The following is a 22581-nucleotide window of genomic DNA, read 5'->3' as shown; positions in this document are numbered from 1 at the left end:
CTCCCGGACGCCGGCTGAGCGCCCGCTACCGGAAGATCGCCATCGCCTGGACCTCCAGGACCGCGTCGTCGGCGTTCCAGTCCTGGACCTTGCCGAGACATCGTGCCGAGAAGGTGCCCTGCGGGACCTCGTTGCGCAGTCCCTCCGTCGCACAGGTGACACGGACGCGAGGACCCTGCGCGGGATCGTCCGGGTCCCCGTAGGGCGCCAGAAAGACCGTGGACTCCGCCGTTTCGCTGATCTTCCGGAACCGGCCTCTGATCAGCACGAAGTCCTCGATGTCACGCAGGCGTACGGACTGATGCGAGGTCCCGGAACCGTGCAGGGTCGCCAGCCCCTTGGCAAGTGCCGTATTCCGTCTGACGGTCTGGTTGACGAGGTCGACGTGCACGATGACGTCCTTCTCCTCGAGCACGTCCATGATGATGCCGATGACCGAAATGGGCTCGGCCACCTCGAGGAACTTGGCGACAATCTCACGGTTGTCGCGCCTGCCCGCGCCGGCACCCACCCCGAAGACCGTGGCGCGGACATTCCCGTCCTTGGTGGCTGTGGTCCGCTGCTCCACCTCTTTCCGCAGAGCTGCCTCGTAGCGCCGCATCTGGTAGTGGTCCATGACGGTTTTGTCGTGCAGGTAGAAGCAGATGCTGAAGGTGAGGTTCTGACCGTCGGTCCGCCTGCCGCGGGTGAACCAGGAGAGCGACAGGACGAACAGCGTCACAACGCCGGCCGCGGTCAGCAGCCATGCGAGCAACCAGGGCCACCAGACTCCCCACCACGCCTCACTGAACACACCCACGGATCTCCTTGAAAGCGCTGAGGAGCGACTGGGCGGTGGCGTCGACCATTCGTCCGCCGGTCGCCCGTGCCGCTCGATCGAGTTCCTCGGTGTCGGCCTCGCCGTAGCGAATGGTGTAGGTGCGCACCGCGTGGGCCGCGCGCGGCTGCGCTGCGTACCGGCTGATGAAGGCGTCGAGATCCATCCCGGCGTTGTTCTCACCGTCCGTCATGAGAACGAGGGAGACAGCCTGCCCCGGGTGGTCGCGCACGGTGGTGGACACCTCCCGGTAGGCGTGGTCGAGGGTGGACCAGATGGCGGTGCTCGTATCGAAGTCGTCGGACGCCACAAATCCGCGAAGGCGGTCCAGGTCCCGCTGCCCGTCGTAGGTCACACTCCGCTCGTCGAGTACGCGGCCGCCGAACCGCACCACGGTGAGCGACTCGCCCCGGTGGAACCGGACGAACTTTCCGGAGCGCGAGTCGTCAGCACCGCTGAGCCCGTCGAAGGTGGCGCGCAGCCTCGCGATGCGCTCGCCCCGCATCGACCCGGAGAAGTCGAGCAGAAAGACCATCCGCGCAGGCTTGTCGCGCTGTGGATCGCCGTAGTCCGCGAGGAGACGGTCGACGACCTCCTGCCGGTCCGGGAAGTACAGGGCATTGCCGACGGGTTCGCGCAGACGGGGGTCTCGCGGCACAGCGGGATCGATCGGCCGGCGCAGCGTGCGTTCCATGATCTTCTTCTGTGCCGGTTTGCTCTTCAGCCAGCTCGCCAGTCTGTCGTACGCAACGCGCTTGGCGGGGTCGAGCAGCAGCAGGGGGTAGTCGGACAGCACCATGCCGTCCTTGGGATAGACGATCTCCAGCGTCTTGCGGAGCCTCCCGCTGCTGTTGAGAGTGAGCAGCTCGGACTCGTAGGTGATGAGGGCGTCCAGGTCGTTCTGCCGGCGTACGAAACCGTCCGCCAGGCGGCCGGAGGAGTCCTCGGTGAGTTCGTGTCCGCTGAAAAAGCCGCGCAGCCGGTCGCAGGAGACATCCGCCGGACGCAGTGCACTGCCCGTACCCGCGGCGGCGGTCGCGACTCCGACAAGTGCGGCGAGGCCGCTGTTGGTGTGCCGCGGGTCGGCCATGCCGAAGCTCAGGGACCCGTCCGCCGCGGCGTCGGCGACATCGGCCCAGGAGATCTGCCGGTCGGGCGTCCTGCGGCGCAGCTGCTCCGCCGTGCCGGGCTTCATACCGATGACGACGGGCGAGCGCATGATGCTGGTGGCCAGGGGCTTCTCGGCGTTGTTTCCGGCCTCCTTCAGCTTGAGCTGGAAGTAGCGGTCGGACGAGAGCCAGGCGAGATCGTGGCGGTAGTCGCCCGGGGCGAGTGCGTTGCTGGCGTCCACGGTGCCCCGGTAGTCCATCTCCAGCGTGATCCCGGTGTCCCGGCGGAGGTCGTCGAGCAGGGGCCGCATATCCGCGAGCTCCGAACTGGCCAGCACCCGCAAGGTGACCGGCTCGGGATCGCCCGTGGAGCAGGCCGTGGCAGCGCCGAGCCACAGCCCCGCCGTACACAGGGCGATGAAGCGCGTCAGACGGCGCCGCGCCCTCATTCGGGCCGCCCGGCCGAGGTCTCGGCAGCCGGGCAGTCACCCACGATGGAGATCATTCTTTCCAGGAACCGGAGCCTGGGCATCGATGACCTGGTGTTGTCGCCCGCCATCGACGGGACGGGGATTTGGCGCTGCTGCAGGAACCGGGCCAGCTGGTCACCCGCGACCTTCCCCGTCGGGTCGAGGATCCGGAAGCCCAGCTCCATTGCCCGTTGCCGCAATTCGGGGTCATGGGTGATGAGTTCACCGAGCCGGTCGCCGTCCCGGTTGAGTGCGATGAACTGGGGCTGGGTCACGAACTGGCCGGCCGGGTAGAGAAGCACCCGCTCGGAGTCCAGTTTCTTCGACTCGGCCCGGTACTGCACCTGGTAGCTGAGGTACTGGTGCTCGTACGCCACCACCACGGGGGCTATTCCTTTTCCTTCCGGGGAAATGTACGTCCGGAACACGTCGGCGGCCGGCAGGCCCTGCTCCAGGAGGGGTTTGATCTCCCGGGCGCGGTCGTCCGCCTCCTGATCGGAGTCGGGTACTTCGTCGCCCTTGCCGTGCCTGGTGAAGGCCACCAACGCCAGGTAGGTTCCGGCGGAGTTGGACCCACAGACGTCGGGACTCTGGGCGACGATCCTGTTCGCGTTGGTGATCCCGTGGTTCTGGATCCCGATCTCTTCCCACCGGGTCTCCTGGTGGATGCTCTCCAGGAATTTCCCCATGTCCAGCACGTAGTAGAGCGGCTGGTTCTGCACGGAGGAGCGTTGCGCGGTGGCGATTCCCTCGTCCTGCAGAGTCTCGGCGTACTCGCGATAGGTGGCGAGCACGATCGGGCTGACGAACGGTCGGTGCACCTTGACGTACTGGTTCTTCGCCGCACGCTGACTGGTGATCAGGTCCCCGGCGGGCTGCCCCGAAGGAAAGACGAAGTCGTACGAGGAGATGTCCCCGATGGCCACGTCACGGGAGCCCGAACTGGTGATGTGGACCCGTATGTGATGCTTCATCAGAAGCCGCTGAACCTCTTCGTCCTCGAAGAAGTCCCGCTTGGAGGCCATTTTGCCCTCCAGCGTGACGACTCGCTCGAAGGGCAGCAGGATGTTTCCCGAGACGGCCAGCACGGTCACACCTGTGAGGACGGCGGCCAGTACGGGCAGGAAGGCGACCAGGAAGCTGCGCCGTGACCATAAGGAGGACGACTGACGCCGTATGGCCAGGCGTGGTTCCTCGACGACAGGTCTCTCCCCGATGACCACGGACGCCTCCCCCGATGTCCCGCGTCTCAGCTCAGGGAACAGCTTTCCCCAATCGGGTGCCCATGAGGGCCGTCTTCGGCGAATCCAGGGTGAACAACACGGCAGGGTGGTGAGCTACCGCCGGTCATGGGCGTGAACGCCCTTGGGTACCTGAGCGAGCCTGTGGGCGCATCCCCTCCCAGCTCCGCCTACGCGGCTGTGTACGCCAGCCACGACGCGACCGCCTCGGCGATGGGCTGCCCCGTCTCCAGCTCGACAAAGCCGAACTGGCCGCCCTGGTTGCACTCCAGGAACCACCAGACGCCCTCGGCGTCCTCGGCGAAATCGAAGGCCCCGTAGGCGAGACCGGCAAGGCCTGTGAAGTCGTGGACGGCCCTGGCGATGCGGTCGGGCACCTCGGCGGGCTCCCAGGCCTGACCGGTGGTGCCGTAGCGCCCGTCCACCTGGCCGGACGCCGAGATCTTCCGGGCAGCGAACAGCCGTCCACCGACGCAGGTCAGCCGGATGTCGGCCTGTTTGGGAATGTACTTCTGCAGCAGGGTGGGGGCGGCCGCGACGCCGGAGAAATCCGTCTCCGGCCCGATGCGGGTGGTGGGCAGCGTGACCGGTGGATCGCTGCGCGGCGGACCGGAGGTGGACTTCACCACGATCTCCCGGTACTGCGCCGCGAACTGGCGGGCCACGCGCGGAAAGGTGGTGATGAGCGTGGGCGGCACGGCGAAACCGCTGCGATGGGCGACGCTCAACTGCCATGGCTTGCAGCGGGCTTGCGCGGCTACGCAGGGATGGTTCATCCAGCGCGCCGTGGTGGAGTTGAGCATCCCGTACAGCGCCTGCCCGGACTCGGCGGTGAGCCACTCCGACGGCTCGGAGGCGTGTGCCGCGGGCTCCCCCGGCCTGCGCACCCATATGGAACGCAGGCCGCTCATGCTCACCAAGCGCCCGTCGTAGGACAGATAGCCCCGAAAGTCGCCGCTGACGAACTCCGCCGACAGTGCGGCCTCGCCGGGGAGATCAGCGGGATCCAATCGCACCAGCGGAATCCCCCGTTCGTGCAGACCGGCCACCACCATGTCCGTCGTCACATCCTGCTGACAGGTCAGAATCAGCACAGTCATCGATGCGCCGGTCCGGTCAGTCGTCGAAGTGGGTCTGCGAACCGGCAGTGGAGGTCGTCGTACCGGCCGCCAGGAGCACCGCCCGGTCCGCGATGGCGGGGCGTCCGTCGGACAGGACGTTCAACTGCAGGGCGGAGTCGTACGTGTAGGGATCGGTGACTGCTGAATTCTCGGCCGGACGCGCGTAGTTCAACACAAACGGTCGCATGAGTCTCCTCGAGTTCCCCTGGCGTGGTCCTGCGCCACACGTAACAGTACGTACCGAAGGCGCAGCGGTCTCACTACGTACCGTCACATCCGGCCCAAAGTGGCGTGAAGGACGTCACATCGCCGAGGGGCCCCAACCGTCAGTACCGCTGGGCCTTGGCGATCCTGGGGGTCAGGTTCAGGTCGGCGGGCTTGCGGCTGATGGCGATGGGCTGCTCCTTCTCGCCCGGATCGAGGTCCTCCGCGCCGACGATTCTGCTCTCCACCACCTTGCCGGAGGGGTCGGTGAAGTCGACCTGCACGGCGTACGACGCCTTCTGGTCGGTGCGGTTGGTGATGCTGACCACGGCGGCGACCAGACCACCGGTCTGGGCCCGCGGCTTCCCCGTCAGTGACACGTCGGACGTCGCGTTGCCGCTGCCCTGCACCTTCTTGAGCTCGGCAGCGGCCGCTGCGTTCGCACGGGCCACCTCGGCCGAGACGGAAGACTCGAAGGCGGAGGCGGCAGCAGACGCGGACGCCGCCGCGGCGGACGCTCTGGCGCGGGCCGAGGCGGCCGCTGAAGCCAGGGCGGAGGGCGGCGTACCTGAGAACGCAGACATGTGGGGAGGCGTCGGGCGGGGGCTGAACGGCGAACTGCTGCCGGTGTCGCCGTTGCCGGTGCTGCACGAAACGAGGACGGACGCGCTCGAGGCGGCAGTGATCAGCGTCAACGCAACAGCGGCCAAACGCCTCGCGCTCTCCCGGCCCTTCACGCATGCCGTCATCGGGGTTCCCTTTCACTGTCGGTGACTGAGGGTCACCCCCCTCGGTTGCCCATCCGTGTCGTGAGCTCAGTAGCGCAGGGCGCTCGCGATTCCGCCCATGTCGGCAAGCGTGCCGTCAGGCACGAAGCGCACCTCTGCGCCCGTGTCCAGGGACCGCTCGACGATCTCGTCGACGATGTCGTCGAGGGCATCCAGATCACCGGGTTCCGCCGGCATCAGGTGGTCGCCGGACTCGCGGACGGTTTCCCGGTAGTTCTCCTCCACGGCCAGCAGCGCGACCCGGCCGGATGTCACGTTCTGCCGGATCTCGTCGACCCCGGCGGCGAACGCCCGTCGTCCCCGGGCCTTGTCCAGTTCCTCAAGGACATGGGCGACTTCCTTCTCGGCCCGGGCCTCGACGAACGGCCGTGCGGCCTGCCACACGGCGTCGGCGGGTCCCGTTGCCAGCCCTCCCTGCGGGATGTGGGTGGCAGTCCCCTTGGCCACTGTTCCGACACCGTCGAGAAGAGCGAGCGCCACCGCTTCGCCGGCCACATACAGGGGCCGCGGATCGGACTTGAGTACGGCACCCATCGCAGCGTCCGCCTCCCGCAGGAACTGGCGGGTCTGCTCGTCGCTGAAGGTGCTGGGCACATCCCCGATCCGCTCCTGGCGCTCGGCATCGGGGTCCTCAAGGCTCCGGGTCAGTGGGAACGCCCCCCTAGCCTCCTCGACGACGCGCTCCGCTCCGCCGCTCCACAGAGAGACGCGGTCGGAGGAGACGGCCAGCACCCAGAAAGGGTGCTCGGCGGCCTGCGCAGAAACGAGGTTGCGGGTCAGGAAGGTGTCCGAGAGCACAACACGCTCGGGCACCGTACGGCCCAGCGACCACACCTGGTGCTCTCCCGGCGCGGCGAAGACCGCCAGCCCGTCCTCGGCATGCACCAGATCGATCTCCGCCAGAGCCATGTCCAACTGCTCGGTGACATCGATCCGTCTGTCCCGGGTGACAGCCGGATCGGCCTGAAGCTGACCCTTGGCCTCGGCCATCAGATTGCGCAGCCGGACAGGGTCCTGCGCGTTGTCCGGTTCGCGGCGATGAGTGGGCATCAGAACCGTCACTGCCGGATAGGAACGCTGCTGTCGCAGCAGGGAGAGGGCAGCAGAGCTGAGAGCCGGGTGCATCGGAACCCTTTCAGAACGCGCAGGCGTCGTTCGCGACGGGAGGGGTCGTCGCAGCCGATGGCGACGAGTCCGGACAGCCGTGCCTGCGTGGCCACCAGATCGACACTATGAACCATATGTCCACTTCGTCGCTGGGGCAGAAGATGCGCGGGGAGCCGGCTCAGCGCCGCACGATCTCCTGATCACGGCCCAGGCCGGCGGGGGCGAGCATCGAGCGGGCCGCGTCGGCGTTCCCGGCTCCAGCAGCGACGTCGCCGCCCAGCGACTCCGCCGGGACCGGCATGCCGGCGCCGAGCAGCTGGAGCCCCAACGGGGTCACCGCATGCAGGACGTACTTGCCTTCGCGGCGGCTGGTCACGAGACCCCCGTCGCGCAGAACGCTGATCTGATAGCTCACGCTGGGCAGTGAGACCCCCACGGCCTCGGCCACCTCCGAAGTGGTCCGGGTGCTTCTGTCGGCCACCTCGGTGAGCACCGCAGCCCGGGTGCGGCCCAGCAGCCGCTCCAGTCCGTCCTCCGCCCCCCGCACGACGTCGAGCGGCGCTTTCGCCACCGGATAGACGAGCACCGGGGCCAGGGCCGGATCCGCGAGGGCGGTCGGCCGACGCCAGCAGAAGTACGAGGGAACGAGAAGCAGTCCGCGCCCCTCCAGGTACAGGTCGCGATCGACGGGGTAATCCACCTCCAGCACCGGGGAGTTCCACCGCGCCAGCGGGTGCAATCCGTCCAGCAACGTCTGTGTGCCGCCTTCCAGCAGGGTGCGCGCTCGCCGGCTGACATCGTTGCCGACAGCGGTACGGATGCGGGACCAGTACGGCCGCAGCAGTGCCCCGTGATACGTCGCCAGTGCGCCTGTCAGCGAGGCAAGCGCATCGCGACCAGGACCGCCGAGCGAGGTCCAGCCCGGGATCGGGCGGGACTCGGCCAGCCTCGACATCTCGCGGACCAGCTGTCTGTGCGGGGTGAGGCGCACCTGCTCGAGGCCCGCGGGCAGATCGGCGCCGGGGACCGGCGGGGTGAGGAAGTCCGGGATGTAGCCGGAAGGGGGAATCACTGTCCGCAGCAGATGCAGGGCACGATTCACCAGCGGATCCGTGCGGAGCCTGTGGTGGGCCGAGCTACGCCAGTCGCCGAACTCGAGCCGTCCCTGTCCGGTCTGTAATCGGCACACACTGCAGACCAGTTCCCACAATGGGTCGGGCTGCGGAGCGATTCGGATGTTCTGCAGGTCGTGGGGGGTGAAGTGAATGCGGAGCACACCGCCTCCTTCGCTCACAGGCCCTGTGTGGGCCGCGGCCGCCCCGGCATCGGCGCGACCATAGGTGGGGACGAGCGGCATCCCCCTGATGGTTGCCCTCCCATCGCCCCCTCCTCGCCCGGAAGAGGGTTTGGCTTCTTCGCATCGGTCTCCCTGAGGAGAGAGGCCGCAGAGTCACTCACCTGTCGTCAGTTCGTCCTGTCACTTCGTCCGATCGGCCGGCCCGCCCCCGGCCCGTCCCCCTCCGCCGCCCAGCTCTTCCGGGCCGACGTGCTCGCCAGGCGTCGAGAGTTCCTCGACCGCGTCGACGCCGACCACCGCGCCGGTGGACCTCTTGCCACGGCGCAGCCGGCCTTCCAGCCGGCTCGCAAAGGTGGTGAGCGCGAAGTTGAGCACGACGAAGATCACGGCGACGACGGTGAAGCTGGCGATGGTGTTCGCCCCGTAGTTCGCGCTCATCGGGCGGACCGATGCCAGCAGTTCGGAGAAGCCGAGCAACGCGCCGCCGAGGGCGGTGTCCTTCACGATGACCACCAGCTGGCTGACGATAGCGGGGAGCATCGCGGTGACCGACTGCGGCAGCAGCACGTACAGCATGGTCTGGCTCTTGCGCATACCGATCGCCTTGGCCGCGTCGGACTGCCCCTGGGGAAGGGAGAGAATGCCCGCCCGTACGATTTCGGCGAGCACCGAGGCGTTGTAGAGCACCAGGCCCGTGACCACGGCGTACAGCGGCCGGTTGTCGGGACTGATGTCGGTGTACTCGGCGTACGCCGCGTTGGCGAAGAGCATCAGGATCAGCACCGGGATGGCACGGAAGAACTCCACGAAGGCTCCGGCCGTGCCCCGTACCCACCAGTGGTCGGAGAGCCGCGCGATACCGAAGAGCGCTCCGAGCGGCAGAGCGATGACCATGGCCAGGGCGGCGCCTTTGAGCGTGTTCTTGAGCCCCGGCACGAGGTACGTCGACCAGGCACGGGAATCGGTGAAGAACGGCTTCCACTTGGCCCATTCGAGCTGGTTCTTGTCGATGAGGCTCTGGACCACCCACCAGATCAGCGCTGCCAGCGCGATCACGAACACCACCGTGAACAGGACATTGCGCCGCTTGGCGCGCGGCCCCGGGGCGTCGTACAGGACGGAGGTCACCGCTTCACCGCCACCTTCTTGCTCACCCGGCCGAGGAACAGTCCGGTCGGGAGGGTGAGGCAGATGAATCCGAACGCGAAGATGCCGGAGATGAGAATGAGCTGAGCCTCGTTCTCGATCATTTGCCGCATCAGCGCCGCGGCCTCGGCGACACCGATCGCGGCGGCCACCGTGGTGTTCTTGATGAGGGCGATCAGCACGTTCGCCAGCGGACCCACCACAGAGCGGAATGCCTGCGGGAGGACGATCAGCCGCAGGACCTGGGTGAAGCTCAGGCCGATGGCACGCGCTGCCTCCGTCTGGCCGATGGGCACGGTGTTGATGCCGGACCGCAGCGCCTCACACACGAAGGCGGACGTGTAGGCGGTCAGGCCGAGCACGGCGAGCCTGAAATTGATGGTGTTGAAGTCGTCCGCGCCGAGATTGACGCCGAGTGTCTGGAAGAGGCCCAGCGAGGTGAAGACGATGATCACCGTCAGCGGGATGTTCCGCACCACGTTGACGTAGGAGGTGCCGAAGCCGCGCATCAGGGGCACCGGGCTGACCCGCATGGCCGCCAGGAGCGTTCCCCAGATCAGCGAGCCGACTGCGGAATAGAAGGCGAGCTGCACCGTCACCCAGAAGGCCCCCAGCACGTCGTAACCCTCAAGAAAGTCGAACACGATCTCCCGGCCTTCCGCGTGTGTGAAGGGCGAGGCGCGCCGCAGCGATGGGCGGCGCGCCGGTCAGGCACCCGCTTCAGCTGACGATGACGCCGATCTTCGGTGCGGGCTCGTTCTTGTAGCCGGCCGGTCCCAGGTTCTTGTTGACGTACGCCTGCCAGGAACCGTCGCTGACCATCTTCTCCAGGGCTGTGTTGATCTTGGCCTTGAGTTCGCTGCCCTTCTGGACACCGATGCCGTAGTTCTCGTTGCTCAGCTTGAAGCCGCCCAGCTTGAACTTGCCCTTGAACTCGGGCTGTGCGGCGTAGCCGGCGAGGATCGCGTCATCGGTGGTCAGGGCGTCGATGACCTTGTTCTCCAGACCGGTGAGGCACTCGGAGTAGCCGCCGTACTCCTGCAGCTGAGCCTTCGGCGCGATCTTTGTCTTGACGTTCTGCGCGGAGGTGGACCCGGTGACCGAGCAGAGCTTCTTGTTGTTCAGGTCCTCGGGCTTCTTGATGGAGTTGTCGTCCGCCCGGATCAGGACGTCCTGATGCGCCAGCAGGTAGGGGCCGGCGAAGTCGACCTTCTTCTGACGCTCCGGCGTGATCGAGTAGGAGGCCACGATGTAGTCGACATCGCCGCGCTGGAGCAGCGTCTCGCGGTCGGCGCTCTTGGCTTCCTTCCACTCGATGTCGCTGGGCTTGTAGCCGAGCTGCTTGGCCACGTACGCCGCCACGTCGACGTCGAGACCCGTGTACTTGCCGTCCGGGGTCTTCAGTCCGATGCCTGGCTGGTCGAATTTGATGCCGACGGTGATCTTTTTGTCACCGCTGCCCGCACTGCTCTTGTCGCCGTCGCCGGATCCGCAGGCCGTGGCGGTCAGGGACAGCGCGAGCGCAGCGGCTGCTGCGGCAGAGACCATACGAAGCTTCATGGTGATCATCCCTAGTGCTCAAGGATCCGGAGTGCTCAAGGGGCCGGCTCAGTGGTGAAGAATCTTCGAAAGAAAGTCCTTGGCGCGGTTGCTGCGCGGGTTGCTGAAGAACTGATCGGGTGTCGTCTCTTCCACGATCCGGCCGTCCGCCATGAAGACCACGCGATTGGCGGCCGAACGGGCGAACCCCATCTCATGGGTGACGACGACCATCGTCATGCCGTCCCGGGCGAGCTGCTGCATGACCTCCAGCACCTCATTGATCATCTCCGGGTCGAGCGCGGATGTCGGCTCGTCGAAGAGCATGATCTTCGGGTCCATGGCCAGCGCTCTGGCGATCGCCACCCGCTGCTGCTGGCCACCGGAGAGCTGCGCGGGGTACTTGTCCGCCTGGGAGGCGACACCCACCCGGTCGAGCAGCAGGCGCGCCCGCTCCTCGGCGGCCTTCTTGTCCTTCTTGCGGACCTTGATCTGGCCGAGCGTCACGTTCTGCAGCACGGTCTTGTGCGCGAAGAGGTTGAAGGACTGGAAGACCATGCCCACATCGGCCCGCAGTGCGGCCAGCTCGCGGCCCTCGGCGGGCAGGGGCTTGCCGTCGATGGCGATCTCGCCGGAGTCGATGGTCTCCAGGCGGTTGATGGCGCGGCACAGTGTGGACTTCCCGCCCCCGGACGGCCCAATGACGACGACAACCTCGCCCTGGGCGATGGTCAGGTCGATGTCCTGGAGGACATGGAGCGCGCCGAAGTGCTTATTGACGTCGCGCAGCACGACCAGCGCGTCGCCCGTGCCGCGGGTGGCAGTTTCCTGGGTCACCGTTACTCCGCTCTTCGGCTTCATAGTCCGACTTCCTCGAGCCGGTCGCACGCTGAATGCCGGGCGCCGATGCGGGTTGACCGTGCGAGTTTCGAATCGGGAACACGGGTGCAAGATCAGCCGGGGGAGAGAGACGATAGGAGGCACCGGACCATGCGCACGGCGACGCCGCGGGCCGGAGTCGGCACCGGATCGAGTGGCGGCGGGCGGAAGGAGATCCTGGGATGTGTGCAGCCGATGCCTTCCCTGCCGAACCCACCCGGCCGAGAAGCGGCACATCCGAGCCCGGGGGGCTCTTTGATCTGCTGAGCGTCGCCGCCGTGGTACTGGACGCGTACGGCCGGATCGCGCTGTGGAGCCCGCAGGCCGAGGAGTTGTTCGGGTACACCGCCGAGCAGGCGCTCGGCCGCTTCGCAGATCGGTTGCTGGTCCATGAGCAGCACGTGGAACTGGTGCGCCAGCTGTTCGCCGAGGTGATGGTGGGCGACGGGAACTGGGCGGGTGCCTTCCCCGTACGACGCAAGGACGGCAGCACGCTGCTGGTGGAGTTCCGCAATATGCGGCTGGAGGACCACCGGAAGGAGCTCTACGCACTGGGCCTCGCCACCGACCAGGCGACGTTGCTGCGGGTGGAGCGGGACCTGGCCCTGTCCACCCGGTTGGTCTCTCAGTCCCCGATCGGGCTGGCGGTGGTGGACACTGATCTGCGGTACGTCAGCGTCAACCCGGCACTCGAACGCATCAATGGCCTGCCGGCCGCCGAGCATGTTGGACGTCACGTCCGGGATGCCGTGCCTTTTTTGGACACGGAGGCCATCGAGTCCGCGATGCGCGAGGTTCTCGCCACGGGCGTTCCGCTGCTCGACCAGGAGTCGGTCGGGCGCACCCCGGCCGATCCGGACCGCGAGCACGCCTGGTCGGTCTCGTTCTACCGGCTGGAGTCCTCCAACGGGGAAGTGCTCGGGGTGGCCACCTCAGTCGTGGACGTCACCGAGCGGTATCGCGCCACCGCTGAGGTCGTCCAGGCCCGGAAACGCCTCGCGCTCGTTGCTGACGCCACCATACGCATCGGCACCACGCTCGACCTCGACCAGACCGCCCGTGAACTCGCCGGAGTGTCCGTACCGGAGCTGGCCGACGTGGCCGCCGTGGACGTGCTCGACAGTGTGCTGAACGCCCGTGGGGCCATCGCGATCCACGAAGGCCCCGCGGTGTTCCGGGCTCTCGCCGTGGCCGCCGCGCACCCCACCGATGCCGTACGCGCCGCTGATCCGCCCGGTGAGGTCGCCAGGTACGAGGCCGACCGGCTGGTCACCCAGTGCGTGATCACCGGCCGCCCGGTCCGGGTGCCCCACGTGGAGAGCGACGACCTGTTGCGTATCGCCCGCAGTCCCGAAGCCGCAAGGCTGCTGGCCACGGCGGGGGTGCACTCCTACCTCGCCGTGCCGCTGATCGCTCGCGGCGAAGTCCTCGGCGCCCTGGACCTCAAGCGCACCCGCAACCCTGAACCGTTCAACACCGACGATGAGATCCTGGCCGGCGAGCTGGCCGCGCGAGCGGCCGTGTGCATCGACAACGCCCGCTGGTACCAGCAGGTGCGCAATACCGCACTCACTCTCCAGCGCAGTCTTCTGCCTCAGCAGCCACCGGACCAACCCGGTCTGGAGATTGCGTACCGCTATGAGCCGGCCCAGGCCGCCAGCGAGGTCGGCGGCGACTGGTTCGACGTCATCCCGCTCACGGGCGACAAGACCGCCCTCGTCGTCGGCGACGTCATGGGCAGCGGCATCAGCGCCGCCGCCACGATGGGCCAGCTCCGCACCGCCACCCGCACGCTGGCCGAACTCGACCTCGACCCCGCCCAGGTGCTGCGCCACCTCGACCGCATCGCCGACCGAATGGTGCAGACCATCACCACATGCATCTACGCCGTCTACGATCCCCACCAGTCCCAGTGCCTCATCTCCAACGCCGGGCACCTGCCGCCGGCCCTGGTACGCCCTGGCCTGCCCCCCGAACTGCTCGAGGTGCCCACTGGCGCCCCGCTCGGCGTTGGCGACGTCAACTTCCAGACCACTGCGCTCGATCTGCGCCCCCACGATGATCTGGTCCTCTACACCGATGGCCTGGTCGAAACGCGCGACCAGGCCATCGATGAACGTCTGCAGACCCTCCTGGCCCTCCTCGCCGCCCCTCCCCGGTCTCTGGAAGAGACCTGTGACGTGCTTCTGCACTCTCTGCGCCACCCCGGAGACCACGACGACGTGGCCCTGCTCATCGCCAGGGTCCGGCCCTGGCCCGCGACCGGGGCGACGCCGACGGCCTGAGGCCGGCTGAGCAGTGCTGCTCATACACTCATGCCCAGTACAGCCATCCTGGTCAATGCCGATGGATCGTGTGGAGAATTCATGGAGGCTCACAGGGGAGACCAGGGCCCTTCGACACACAGAAGAGGAGATGACCCTGGACGGCGACGAACGTCGGCGTGCCATTCTCACGGTCGCGCGACGCAATGGATCGGTGGAAGTCGCCGCCCTCTCGGGGGAGTTGGCCGTGTCCCTGGAGACCGTGCGGCGGGATCTGCGGGTGCTGGAGGAGAGCGGCCTGGTCCGCCGTACGCACGGAGGGGCCTACCCCGTCGAGAGCGCCGGATTCGAGACAACACTCGCAGCCCGCACCACCCGGCACGTGCCACAGAAGGCCCGAATCGCCGCGGCAGCAGTTGAGTTGCTCGGGGAGGCGGAGACCGTCTTCATCGACGAGGGCTTCACCCCGCAGCTGATCGCCGAGGCGCTGCCCCAGGAGCGGCCGCTGACCGTCGTCACGGCGTCGCTCACCACCGCGGGCTCGCTCGCCGGGCGGGGGAACACGCAGGTACTGCTGCTGGGCGGTCGGCTGCGGGGCAACACGATGGCCACCGTGGATCACTGGGTGACCGACATGCTGGCCGGCCTGGTGATCGACCTGGCGTATGTCGGAGCCAACGGCATCTCCCGTAAGTACGGGCTGACCACCCCCGATCCGGCAGTCGGCCATGTCAAGGCGCAGGCCATGAAGTCGGCCCGGCGCCGGATCTTCTCGGGGATCCACACCAAGTTCGGCGCAGTGAGTTTCTGCCGGTTCGCCGAGGTACCGGAGTTCGAGGCCATCATCACCGACACCTCGCTCACCGCTGTGGAGGCCCAGCGCTACGCGCTGCTGGGCCCCCAGGTCATCCGGGTGTGAGCAGACCGGGACTCCAACCCCGGACTCAAGTCCTGGGGCTTCCCTCACTGTTGCTCGCCATGTTGCCGTCAGGTCCCGATCTGTCCGCGCGGGCCGCCGAGCAGGGGCGCAGCAGTGCCACCGCGCCTCGCTGCGACTGGGACGACAAGAGCGCGACAAGGTAGCGGCATGCCGACAAGGCCGTAAAAGCAAACGCCCCGTCCTAGCCTCTGGTCACCGCCACAACTGGGCTGTTCACGCTCGGTTGTACGCGCCGCCCGGCATGTAAGGAACCGGCGGCAGGTCGACCACGAGAGGGGCCCGCCTGTGTGCCAACGGAATGTCGAGGCGATGGAGGACCTGCTCACCCAGCACTCCGGGCTGCTGACCGATGTCTCCGAGAGCTACCGCTGCAGCGAGGGCTCCCTCACGCAGATGTGGAGCTTTCCCGGCCGGGGAGTGCCGTCAACCACCTTCATATGACGGTGACATACAGCGAACAGAGGACGGCCCGGCGGACGGCGGGGTTGCCCGCCGCCCGACCGGGCGACTCGAAGGAGCCCGAGGCGGTCCTGCCTCGTGCGGGTGTGTGTCGGCAGGCCCGTCGCTCCCAACGGGCGTGTCCGGTCAGGCGTCGAGGACGAGCAACTGTGCGTGGTCCTGCTCCCAGCCGACGCACACATCCGCGTCGAGTTCGGCGGCGGTGCGCGAGCTCGGGGACATTTCCCGCATCAACAGCTCCTGCTCCCCCACAAGCAGCCGGTGGCGGATGGTGGCGCCGAGGTTGGTGGAGGACATCACTCGGCCCTTCGCGCTGTTCTCGTCCCGTTCGGCGGGAATGAACGCCAGATGTTCCGGCCGGATGGACACCGCGTACCGATCACCCTTGGCCCCGCGGTCCTGCACCCGGCAGATCCCGAGCCGGCCGAGGTCGACGACGGCCGTGTCGCCCGAGCGTTCCACGATGCTGCACGGCAGGAGATTGGTGTCGCCGAGGAAGTTGGCCACCCAGTCGGTCGCGGGATGCGCGTACACGTCCTCAGGAGCGCCCTGCTGCACGATCCTGCCGTCGCGCATCACGACGATTCTGTCCGACATGGACATGGCTTCGTCCTGGTCGTGGGTGACGAACAGTACGGAGATCCCCAGAGACCGTTGGATGGTCTTGATCTCTTCCTGCATCTGCTCGCGCAGCCGTTTGTCCAGCGCTGCCATCGGCTCGTCCAGGAGCAGTGCCGACGGATTGAAGACCAGGGCGCGGGCCAGCGCGACCCGCTGCTGCTGTCCTCCGGACAGCTGGCGCGGACGGCGGTCGCCCAGCTTGGCCAGACCGACGCGTTCGAGGGCCTCCTCGGCCCGTTGGCGCCGCTCCGCCGGCCGGATCTTACGCATACGCAGGGCGAACTCGACGTTCTCCCGGGCGCTCATGTGGGGGAACAGCGCGTAACTCTGGAACACCACACCGAGATTGCGGTCCTTCGGCGGCAGCTTGTCGACCGGTTCGCCGTTGATCAGCACGGTGCCGGAGGTGAGATCCTCGAAGCCGGCAACCATCATCATGGTGGTGGTCTTGCCCGAACCGCTGGGGCCGAGCAGGGTAACGAACTCGCCGGGCTGCACGGTCAGATCGAGGTCGTCGACCGCGGCGACGTCGCCATAGGTCTTACGCACCCGGCGCAGTTCGATGGAACCGTTTTCCTGAGTCCCGACGACCGGCGAGTCAGCGATCGGGAGCGTAGCGGAGGTTGTCATGGAACTCACCCTGTCTGGTCGGCGGCAACCGTCGTCAACGGCAGCATCCGGGCGATGGAACGGCGGCGAAGCATGAAGAGGACCTGTACGAGCAGTCCGAGAGTGGCGACGGTGACCAACATGGCCGAGGAGACAGCGATCTTCGGCGTCAGGTTGTACTGAATGTCGGTGAACATCTTCACCGGCAGCGTGGTCGCACTCGGCGACTGCAGGAACAGCGCGATCACCGTCTCGTCGATGGAGACGGAAAAGGCGAACAGCGCGCCCGCGACGAGACCGGGCCGGATGACCGGGAGATACACGAACCGTGCCACGGACGCTGTGCCGGCTCCCAGACTCTGCGCGGAGCGCACCAGGGCCGGATTGAGGCCGGAGAGGCTGGCGCGCACGGTGAGGAACGCGTACGGCGTGGCGATCACGGCGTGGGCGAGGCCGATCGGAAGAATCGTGCCGACGAGTCCGACGGAGTTGAAGAACTGGTAGAACGCCAGCGCCAGCACCACGGCGGGGACGATCATCGGAGCGAGGATCACCCCGGTCACCGCGGACCGCCCCGGGAACTGCCGCCCGTGCAGGGCCACCGCCGCAGCTCCGCCCAGCAGCACCGCGAGTACCACGGCGATACCCGCGGCCTGCAGGCTCGCCAGAACGGCCGAGATCCAGGCCGTGTCGCCGAAGAATCCGGTGACCGCGTCGGTGGAGAACCGATCCGGCGGGAAGGTGATGTACCGGCTGTGGTTGAACGCCATCGGCACCACGATCGCGGTGGGTACGACGAGGAACACGAAAACCGGGACGGCGGCGAGCAGCGCCGGGGAAAGCCGAGAACTAGCCGACCTCATGGGCACCTCCCGCGCGGAGGATCCGCTGGTAGACCGCCACGAGCACGCTCACGATGGCGGTCAGCACAAGCGCGAGCGCGGATGCCCCGGCGAAGTCGGTCAACTCCATGGCGTAGAAGTCGATTTGATTGGCAATCATCTGATCTCCCGGACCACCGAGCACGACCGGTGTGATGAAGAAGCCGGTGCTGATGATGAACACCAGCAGCCCGGCGGCCGAGACGCCCGGCACAGTGAGCGGAAGGATGACCCGGCGGAAGACCGACAGCTCGCCGGCGCCCAGGGAACGCGCGGCCAGCTCCAGCCGGTTGTCGATCGCTGCCAGCGCGGCGAAGATCGGGAACACGGCGTAGGGCAGGAGGTAGTGCACCATCCCCAGCACGACCGCGAACCGGTTGTGCAGCAGCGTCAGCGGATGGTCGGTGAGCCCGAGTCCCTGCAGGGCGCCGTTCACCAGGCCGTTGTCCTGCAGGAGGACCGCCCAGGCGAAGTTCTTCACCAGGACTCCGGTCCAGAACGGCAGCAGGACCAGGGCGAACAGGACGACCCGCGTGAGCGCGCCACTGCGCCAGATCGCCCAGGCCAGCAGGTAGCCGATCACGACGGTCGCGAGGGTGGAGACCGCGCTGATCTCGAACGTATTGATCAACGACTTGATCACCAGCGGGTCTTCGAGCACCCGCTGGTAGGCCTGGTCTTCCATGCTGGAGGAGACGAGCGTCCCCAGCGGGGTGAGAAACAGGATGGCGTCGAAAGCGGCGATCGGCGCGAGGAGCAGCAACCACGTCCCGCGGACGCGGAACCGGCGTCCGCGGGACGTGTCGCAGGCCTGCGCAGGCGCTACGGCGGCGAGGGGCATTGTCAGCTTCCCGCCTGCCACAGCTTGAACCTCTGCTCCGTCGCCTTGAGGTTCTTCGCCCACCACTCGTCGTCGCGTACGAGAATGCTCTCCGCCAGCTTCGGACTGGTGGGAAGAGTGTCGGCGACAGCGGCGGGCAGCTTCGCGAGCGCGGGGGTGTTGGCCAGCGTCAGGTTCGTCGTCTGGTCGAAGTCGGCTCCGGCATCTGCGTCGTTGCTCATGAAGTTCATCAGCCGGAACGCCGCTTCCTTGTTCCTCGATCCCTTGGGGACGACGAAGTAGTCGCCGGCGAGGACACCGTTGGACGAGGAGAAGTTCAGCCTGGCCCCGTCCTTGCGAGCGGCGTTGATCCGGTTGTTGAAGCTGGTGGACAGCGTGACCTCGCCCGACGTCAACTGCTGGACGGGCTCCTGATTGGCCGTGTGGTAGATCAGCTTGTCGCGTCCGGGGTGCTTCGCCAGGTAACGCAGCGCGGCGTCCACATCCAGCGGATAGATCTTGTCGAAGGGTATGCCCTCGGCCAGCCGCGCCGCTTCCAGCACCGAGCTGTCCGACAGCTGTCCGTACACCGAGCGCTTGGTGGGGTATCTGCTCTGGTCGAAGAACTGGGCCCAGTTCTTGGGTGCTTGCCCGTCGGGGATGTGCTTCTGGTCCCAGGCCATCACGAACAGGAAGCTCAGGTACTTGATGCCGTACTCCGCCTTCGCGTAGGAAGGCAGCCCCTTGTCGCTGATGATGCCGTAGTCGAACTTCTCGAGCAGGTCTTCGTTGACGGCCTGGACGTACTCCGGAGCCGTCAGCTCCACCAGGTCCCACTGCACGTCGCCGGAGTGCACCTGCGTCTTGAGGGCCGCCAGGCTGGTGTTGGCGAGCAGCGTCGAGCGGATGCCCGTCTTCTTCTCGAACGGCTTCAGGATGGTCTTCGTCAGCTGGTCGTTGTAGGAGCCGCCGTACGAGGTGACCGTCACGGTCTTGTTCGCCGGCGCGGTGTTGGTGGACTTGGTGCTGCAGGAGGTGAGCAGGCTTCCCGCGAACGGGACCGCCAGCGCAGCACCTGCTCCCGTCCTCAGAATCGACCGCCGGCTGATGGGTGTCGTTGGCTGCGTCATTTTCGGCACGGCCTCTCTTGGAATTTCCACGCATGCGGGAATCGGACGATGACAACTTCAGGCTGAGCAAAGGGGGATCTACGCCGTCTCATGGCGGAGTGGAGAGTGCGGCCGCAACTCCGGGGCCGTCGACGAATCGCTGTGGCTTTGCGGGTTCCGCTTATGCCTTGGCGCGTCGCGAACCTATGGATCTCGAACAATCCATGATTCGTCGCGGTGGCTGCGTCACACCGCCGACCGCGTGCCGCAAACCATAGGGTTCGATTGTCCGGCCGTCAACGATTGTTTTCCGGCAATCACACTCGGACGACGCCGGAGTGTGCCAGGCACGAACCCGCAGTAGAGGTGAAGGCGTTCCCCTTCGCGGAAGAACCGTCGCCTGCGCCGGTCAGCAACGGACCGCGCTCCGCGCCGGGCCCGGGCGGCAGCCGCCTCCGCAGCGGATCCGCGCATCCGCGCCGCGGTCCCGGCCGCGACCTTGCGCGCCGGGGCCGACCACGCCACCGGCGAAGTGGTGAGCACAGAACGGCCGACCTTTTCGGTCAACCTGGACCGTTTACGCACCCTTTCCGCATGTGCGAGACATCCACTGAATGGCCGTCCAGTGGATGGAACGTACACTTCCGGGCCGCTGGTGCCCGGCCTAGGTTTCGTAGCGCGAGACGGCAGTCGACCGTTCGCGGCCCCGGGCGACCCCCACGCAGGCCGTGTGGCACCGCCCCCGCACGCTCCACCCCCGCACCAAACCCGGGTCCGACGTCACACGGTCCCGGATCCCCTTTCTTGCGCCCTCCGAAATTCGCTCCACCGCGTTTACCGCCCCGCCGCAACGACGCCCCCCATTGCACAGCACCACGGTCCGGGCAGCCGCCTGACAGATCGGAGGATCGCATGGCCATCGACCACTTCGCGATGAACGACTATGCGCTCCTCGCCGGCTCGCCGTCCCACCCGTGCCGCATGAGTCAGTTACTCAGGGCTTAACCGGGCGCTGTCATTCTCGTCCAGGGCCATGCAACCGATGCTGCCTGCAAAAGTGTTGACGCTTCCTGGGCTCACACCATGCTGAATTCAGACCGAGGCTTCGTTCATTCGCTCACCCTCCTTGAATTCTGCAGCCGATACCCATGACCCACACATGCGGATCGCTCAGAAGGTCCGGGGCCGCCCGCGACGCCGGGTGCGCGCGACGCCGGGTGCGCGCGACGCCGCGCCCGCGATGACCGCCAACTCAGCTGCCCCTGCGGAGAGTTGGCACAAGTCGCTGGAGTCCACCGGATAACGGACACCGGAGGCGCCCAGTCGGACAAGAACTGGTCAAAAATTTGTGAGGTAATTGTCGAAACTCCGTCAAATTCGTTCGTTCGGTGGCACGCTCGGCGGTTGATCAACCCCCCACAGACCGAGCGATGGAGATCGCATGACCCCCCACAAGAACACCCGGCGCGCCGCTGCCCTCGTGGCCACGGCCGCCATGGTCGTCGTCGGCGTACAGGCCGGATCCGCGAGCGGCGCTCCCGGCCGGGCAGACGGCCCCACCCCCGCCCCGACGGGCGTTTCCGCGCGCGACGCGGCAATCAAGTCCGCCCAGGCGGACGCTACTTCGGCCGCCGGCGCGCTCGGCCTCGGCGCCAAGGAGAAGCTGGTCGTCCGTGACGTCATCAAGGACGCGGACGGCACGGTGCACACCCGATACGAGCGCACGTACGACGGACTGCCCGTCCTGGGCGGCGACCTCGTCACGCACACCGCCAAGAACGGCAAGTTCAGGGGCGTGGACAAGGCGAACGACGCCCGTATATCGGTGGCGACCACCGACGCGGTGCGTAAGGCCGCGGCCGGTGCCCGCAAGGTGATCTGGGCGGCCAACGGCAAGCCGGTCCTCGCCTTCGAGACGGTCAAGACCGGCGTACAGAAGGACGGTACGCCCAGCAAGCTGCACATCGTCACCGACGCAGCGACCGGCAAGAAGCTGCACCAGTACGAAGCTGTCGAGACCGGCACCGGCGCCAGCCAGTACAGCGGCGAGGTCCCCCTCTCCACCACCAAGAGCGGTTCCGGCTTCGAGCTCACCGACGGCGAGCGCGGCGGCCACAAGACCTACGACCTGAACCAGGGCCAGAGCGGCACCGGCAAGCTGCTCACTGACGACGACGACAAGTGGGGCAGCGGCACCAACGACGACCGGCAGACCGCCGGCGTCGACGCCGCCTACGGCGCCGCCATGACCTGGGACTTCTACAAGACCGAGCTCGGCCGCAATGGCATCGCCGACGACGGCAAGGCCGCGTACTCCCGGGTCCACTACGGCCAGTCGTACGTCAACGCCTTCTGGGACGACGACTGCTTCTGCATGACGTACGGCGACGGCGAGGGCGACAAGAAGTCCCTCACCGAGCTCGACGTGGCGGGCCACGAGATGAGCCACGGTCTCACCTCCCGTACCGCCAAGCTGGAGTACAGCGGTGAGTCGGGCGGGCTCAACGAGGCGACCAGCGACATCTTCGGCACCTCGGTCGAGTTCTTCGCCAACAACAAGAAGGACGTCGGCGACTACCTCATCGGCGAAGAGATCGACATCAACGGCGACGGCAAGCCCCTGCGTTACATGGACAAGCCCAGCAAGGACGGGAAGTCCCTGGACGCGTGGAAGGCCGGCGCCGGCGACTCGGACGTCCACCACTCCTCCGGCATCGCGAACCACTTCTTCTACCTGCTGTCCGAGGGCAGCGGCAAGAAGACGATCAACGGGGTCGACTACGACTCCCCGACCTCGGACGGCTCGACGGTCACCGGGATCGGCCGGGAGAAGGCCTACAAGATCTGGTACAAGGCCCTCACCACGTACATGACCTCGACGACCGACTACAAGGCCGCCCGTGAGGCGACCGTGAAGGCAGCAAACGACCTGTACGGAGCAGACGGCGCGGAGGCGAAGACAGTCGCCGCCGCCTGGGGCGCGGTCAACGTGAAGTAACCGGCTCCCGCTTGCCGTAGAGCCAGGTGTTCCTTAGGTCCATCAGGTCCTCGCGGGACTTCTTCACGGAGCACCCCCGGTAGAAGTGCCCCGCGGCCGTTAGGGGCGGTATCCATGACGCCGGGGGGGGCTTATAAAAAAATGTCGCGGGCGGCGACCCAA

Annotated in this window: 20 protein-coding genes; 4 read left to right on the top strand and 16 right to left on the bottom strand. The window is 67.1% G+C overall.

All coding sequences use genetic code 11. From position 1 onward, the window contains the following. Window positions 1–25: 25 nt before the first annotated feature. The 12 genes from ACFWDI_RS02470 to ACFWDI_RS02415 form a co-directional block, all read right to left on the bottom strand. Window positions 26–799 carry a hypothetical protein gene (locus ACFWDI_RS02470; RefSeq protein ID WP_385300864.1) on the bottom strand — a complete coding sequence of 258 codons (774 nt, stop codon included), beginning with the start codon at window positions 797–799 and terminating at the stop codon, window positions 26–28. Beyond that, window positions 783–2375 (bottom strand): substrate-binding domain-containing protein, encoded by a 1593-nt coding sequence (locus ACFWDI_RS02465; protein WP_385300863.1) that lies wholly within the window; start codon window positions 2373–2375, stop codon window positions 783–785. The genes ACFWDI_RS02470 and ACFWDI_RS02465 overlap by 17 nt, the downstream gene beginning before the upstream one ends. After that, window positions 2372–3619, bottom strand: coding sequence for a hypothetical protein (locus tag ACFWDI_RS02460; RefSeq protein WP_385300862.1), 1248 nt, complete (start codon window positions 3617–3619; stop codon window positions 2372–2374). The genes ACFWDI_RS02465 and ACFWDI_RS02460 overlap by 4 nt, the downstream gene beginning before the upstream one ends. Before the next feature lie 188 nt (window positions 3620–3807). Then, the gene (tgmB, locus tag ACFWDI_RS02455; protein ID WP_385300860.1) at window positions 3808–4737 is read right to left on the bottom strand and encodes an ATP-grasp ribosomal peptide maturase; all 930 of its coding nucleotides are present in this window, start codon (window positions 4735–4737) and stop codon (window positions 3808–3810) included. A gap of 16 nt (window positions 4738–4753) precedes the next feature. After that, window positions 4754–4945: a putative ATP-grasp-modified RiPP gene (gene tgmA, locus ACFWDI_RS02450; protein WP_327321779.1), complete on the bottom strand. Its 192-nt coding sequence runs from the start codon at window positions 4943–4945 to the stop codon at window positions 4754–4756. A gap of 139 nt (window positions 4946–5084) precedes the next feature. Beyond that, on the bottom strand, window positions 5085–5711 hold the full coding sequence (locus ACFWDI_RS02445; RefSeq protein ID WP_385300858.1) for a hypothetical protein: 627 nt from the start codon (window positions 5709–5711) through the stop codon (window positions 5085–5087). Between the two features lie 66 nt (window positions 5712–5777). Continuing rightward, window positions 5778–6875: a chemotaxis protein gene (locus tag ACFWDI_RS02440; protein ID WP_385300857.1), complete on the bottom strand. Its 1098-nt coding sequence runs from the start codon at window positions 6873–6875 to the stop codon at window positions 5778–5780. A gap of 160 nt (window positions 6876–7035) precedes the next feature. Beyond that, window positions 7036–7959: an ArsR/SmtB family transcription factor gene (locus tag ACFWDI_RS02435; RefSeq protein ID WP_385300856.1), complete on the bottom strand. Its 924-nt coding sequence runs from the start codon at window positions 7957–7959 to the stop codon at window positions 7036–7038. A 375-nt stretch (window positions 7960–8334) separates the two neighbouring features. Next, on the bottom strand, window positions 8335–9282 hold the full coding sequence (locus tag ACFWDI_RS02430) for an amino acid ABC transporter permease (RefSeq protein WP_385300855.1): 948 nt from the start codon (window positions 9280–9282) through the stop codon (window positions 8335–8337). Next, on the bottom strand, window positions 9279–9944 hold the full coding sequence (locus ACFWDI_RS02425; RefSeq protein WP_385300854.1) for an amino acid ABC transporter permease: 666 nt from the start codon (window positions 9942–9944) through the stop codon (window positions 9279–9281). Before ACFWDI_RS02425 ends, ACFWDI_RS02430 begins: the two co-directional genes overlap by 4 nt. 76 nt (window positions 9945–10020) lie before the next feature. Continuing rightward, window positions 10021–10860, bottom strand: coding sequence for a glutamate ABC transporter substrate-binding protein (locus ACFWDI_RS02420; RefSeq protein WP_385300852.1), 840 nt, complete (start codon window positions 10858–10860; stop codon window positions 10021–10023). Between the two features lie 48 nt (window positions 10861–10908). Further along, window positions 10909–11700, bottom strand: coding sequence for an amino acid ABC transporter ATP-binding protein (locus ACFWDI_RS02415; protein ID WP_385300851.1), 792 nt, complete (start codon window positions 11698–11700; stop codon window positions 10909–10911). 200 nt (window positions 11701–11900) lie between these two features. On the opposite strand from ACFWDI_RS02415, the gene ACFWDI_RS02410 reads away from it, so the two are divergent. From ACFWDI_RS02410 to ACFWDI_RS02400, 3 genes are all read left to right on the top strand, one after another. Further along, window positions 11901–14003 carry a SpoIIE family protein phosphatase gene (locus tag ACFWDI_RS02410; protein WP_385300850.1) on the top strand — a complete coding sequence of 701 codons (2103 nt, stop codon included), beginning with the start codon at window positions 11901–11903 and terminating at the stop codon, window positions 14001–14003. Between the two features lie 136 nt (window positions 14004–14139). Next, entirely contained in the window at window positions 14140–14901 is a 762-nt protein-coding gene (locus ACFWDI_RS02405; protein WP_385301219.1) for a DeoR/GlpR family DNA-binding transcription regulator, read from the top strand. Window positions 14902–15207: 306 nt separating this feature from the next. Continuing rightward, the gene (locus tag ACFWDI_RS02400) at window positions 15208–15363 is read left to right on the top strand and encodes a hypothetical protein (RefSeq protein WP_385300849.1); all 156 of its coding nucleotides are present in this window, start codon (window positions 15208–15210) and stop codon (window positions 15361–15363) included. Between the two features lie 144 nt (window positions 15364–15507). Here ACFWDI_RS02400 and ACFWDI_RS02395 read toward each other — a convergent pair whose 3' ends face one another. From ACFWDI_RS02395 to ACFWDI_RS02380, 4 genes are read right to left on the bottom strand one after another with little or no spacing between them, the layout of a single operon-like run. Next, entirely contained in the window at window positions 15508–16632 is a 1125-nt protein-coding gene (locus ACFWDI_RS02395; RefSeq protein WP_385300848.1) for an ABC transporter ATP-binding protein, read from the bottom strand. Between the two features lie 5 nt (window positions 16633–16637). Next, a complete protein-coding gene (locus ACFWDI_RS02390) occupies window positions 16638–17474 on the bottom strand; it encodes an ABC transporter permease (protein ID WP_385300847.1) in 837 nt (278 codons plus the stop codon). Beyond that, entirely contained in the window at window positions 17461–18354 is an 894-nt protein-coding gene (locus ACFWDI_RS02385; RefSeq protein WP_385300846.1) for an ABC transporter permease, read from the bottom strand. The genes ACFWDI_RS02390 and ACFWDI_RS02385 overlap by 14 nt, the downstream gene beginning before the upstream one ends. Then, window positions 18336–19442 carry an extracellular solute-binding protein gene (locus ACFWDI_RS02380; protein WP_385300845.1) on the bottom strand — a complete coding sequence of 369 codons (1107 nt, stop codon included), beginning with the start codon at window positions 19440–19442 and terminating at the stop codon, window positions 18336–18338. The genes ACFWDI_RS02385 and ACFWDI_RS02380 overlap by 19 nt, the downstream gene beginning before the upstream one ends. Before the next feature lie 1420 nt (window positions 19443–20862). Here ACFWDI_RS02380 and ACFWDI_RS02375 point away from each other — a divergent pair. Beyond that, window positions 20863–22419 carry a M4 family metallopeptidase gene (locus tag ACFWDI_RS02375; protein ID WP_385300844.1) on the top strand — a complete coding sequence of 519 codons (1557 nt, stop codon included), beginning with the start codon at window positions 20863–20865 and terminating at the stop codon, window positions 22417–22419. Window positions 22420–22581 lie beyond the last annotated feature (162 nt).

This window comes from Streptomyces sp. NPDC060064 (genome assembly GCF_042736455.1).
Taxonomy (GTDB): domain Bacteria; phylum Actinomycetota; class Actinomycetes; order Streptomycetales; family Streptomycetaceae; genus Streptomyces.
This window is presented reverse-complemented; position numbering and strand designations above follow the sequence as displayed.

Bases quoted from the DNA above. Each gene is read 5' to 3' on its own strand.
- ACFWDI_RS02380 (WP_385300845.1), bottom strand. From the start codon at position 19,442: ATGACGCAGCCAACGACACCCATCAGCCGGCGGTCGATTCTGAGGACG.
- ACFWDI_RS02410 (WP_385300850.1), top strand. From the start codon at position 11,901: ATGTGTGCAGCCGATGCCTTCCCTGCCGAACCCACCCGGCCGAGAAGC.
- ACFWDI_RS02395 (WP_385300848.1), bottom strand. From the start codon at position 16,632: ATGACAACCTCCGCTACGCTCCCGATCGCTGACTCGCCGGTCGTCGGG.
- ACFWDI_RS02465 (WP_385300863.1), bottom strand. From the start codon at position 2,375: ATGAGGGCGCGGCGCCGTCTGACGCGCTTCATCGCCCTGTGTACGGCG.
- ACFWDI_RS02415 (WP_385300851.1), bottom strand. From the start codon at position 11,700: ATGAAGCCGAAGAGCGGAGTAACGGTGACCCAGGAAACTGCCACCCGC.
- ACFWDI_RS02445 (WP_385300858.1), bottom strand. From the start codon at position 5,711: ATGACGGCATGCGTGAAGGGCCGGGAGAGCGCGAGGCGTTTGGCCGCT.
- tgmB (WP_385300860.1), bottom strand. From the start codon at position 4,737: ATGACTGTGCTGATTCTGACCTGTCAGCAGGATGTGACGACGGACATG.
- ACFWDI_RS02390 (WP_385300847.1), bottom strand. From the start codon at position 17,474: ATGAGGTCGGCTAGTTCTCGGCTTTCCCCGGCGCTGCTCGCCGCCGTC.
- tgmA (WP_327321779.1), bottom strand. From the start codon at position 4,945: ATGCGACCGTTTGTGTTGAACTACGCGCGTCCGGCCGAGAATTCAGCA.
- ACFWDI_RS02420 (WP_385300852.1), bottom strand. From the start codon at position 10,860: ATGAAGCTTCGTATGGTCTCTGCCGCAGCAGCCGCTGCGCTCGCGCTG.
- ACFWDI_RS02375 (WP_385300844.1), top strand. From the start codon at position 20,863: ATGACCCCCCACAAGAACACCCGGCGCGCCGCTGCCCTCGTGGCCACG.
- ACFWDI_RS02440 (WP_385300857.1), bottom strand. From the start codon at position 6,875: ATGCACCCGGCTCTCAGCTCTGCTGCCCTCTCCCTGCTGCGACAGCAG.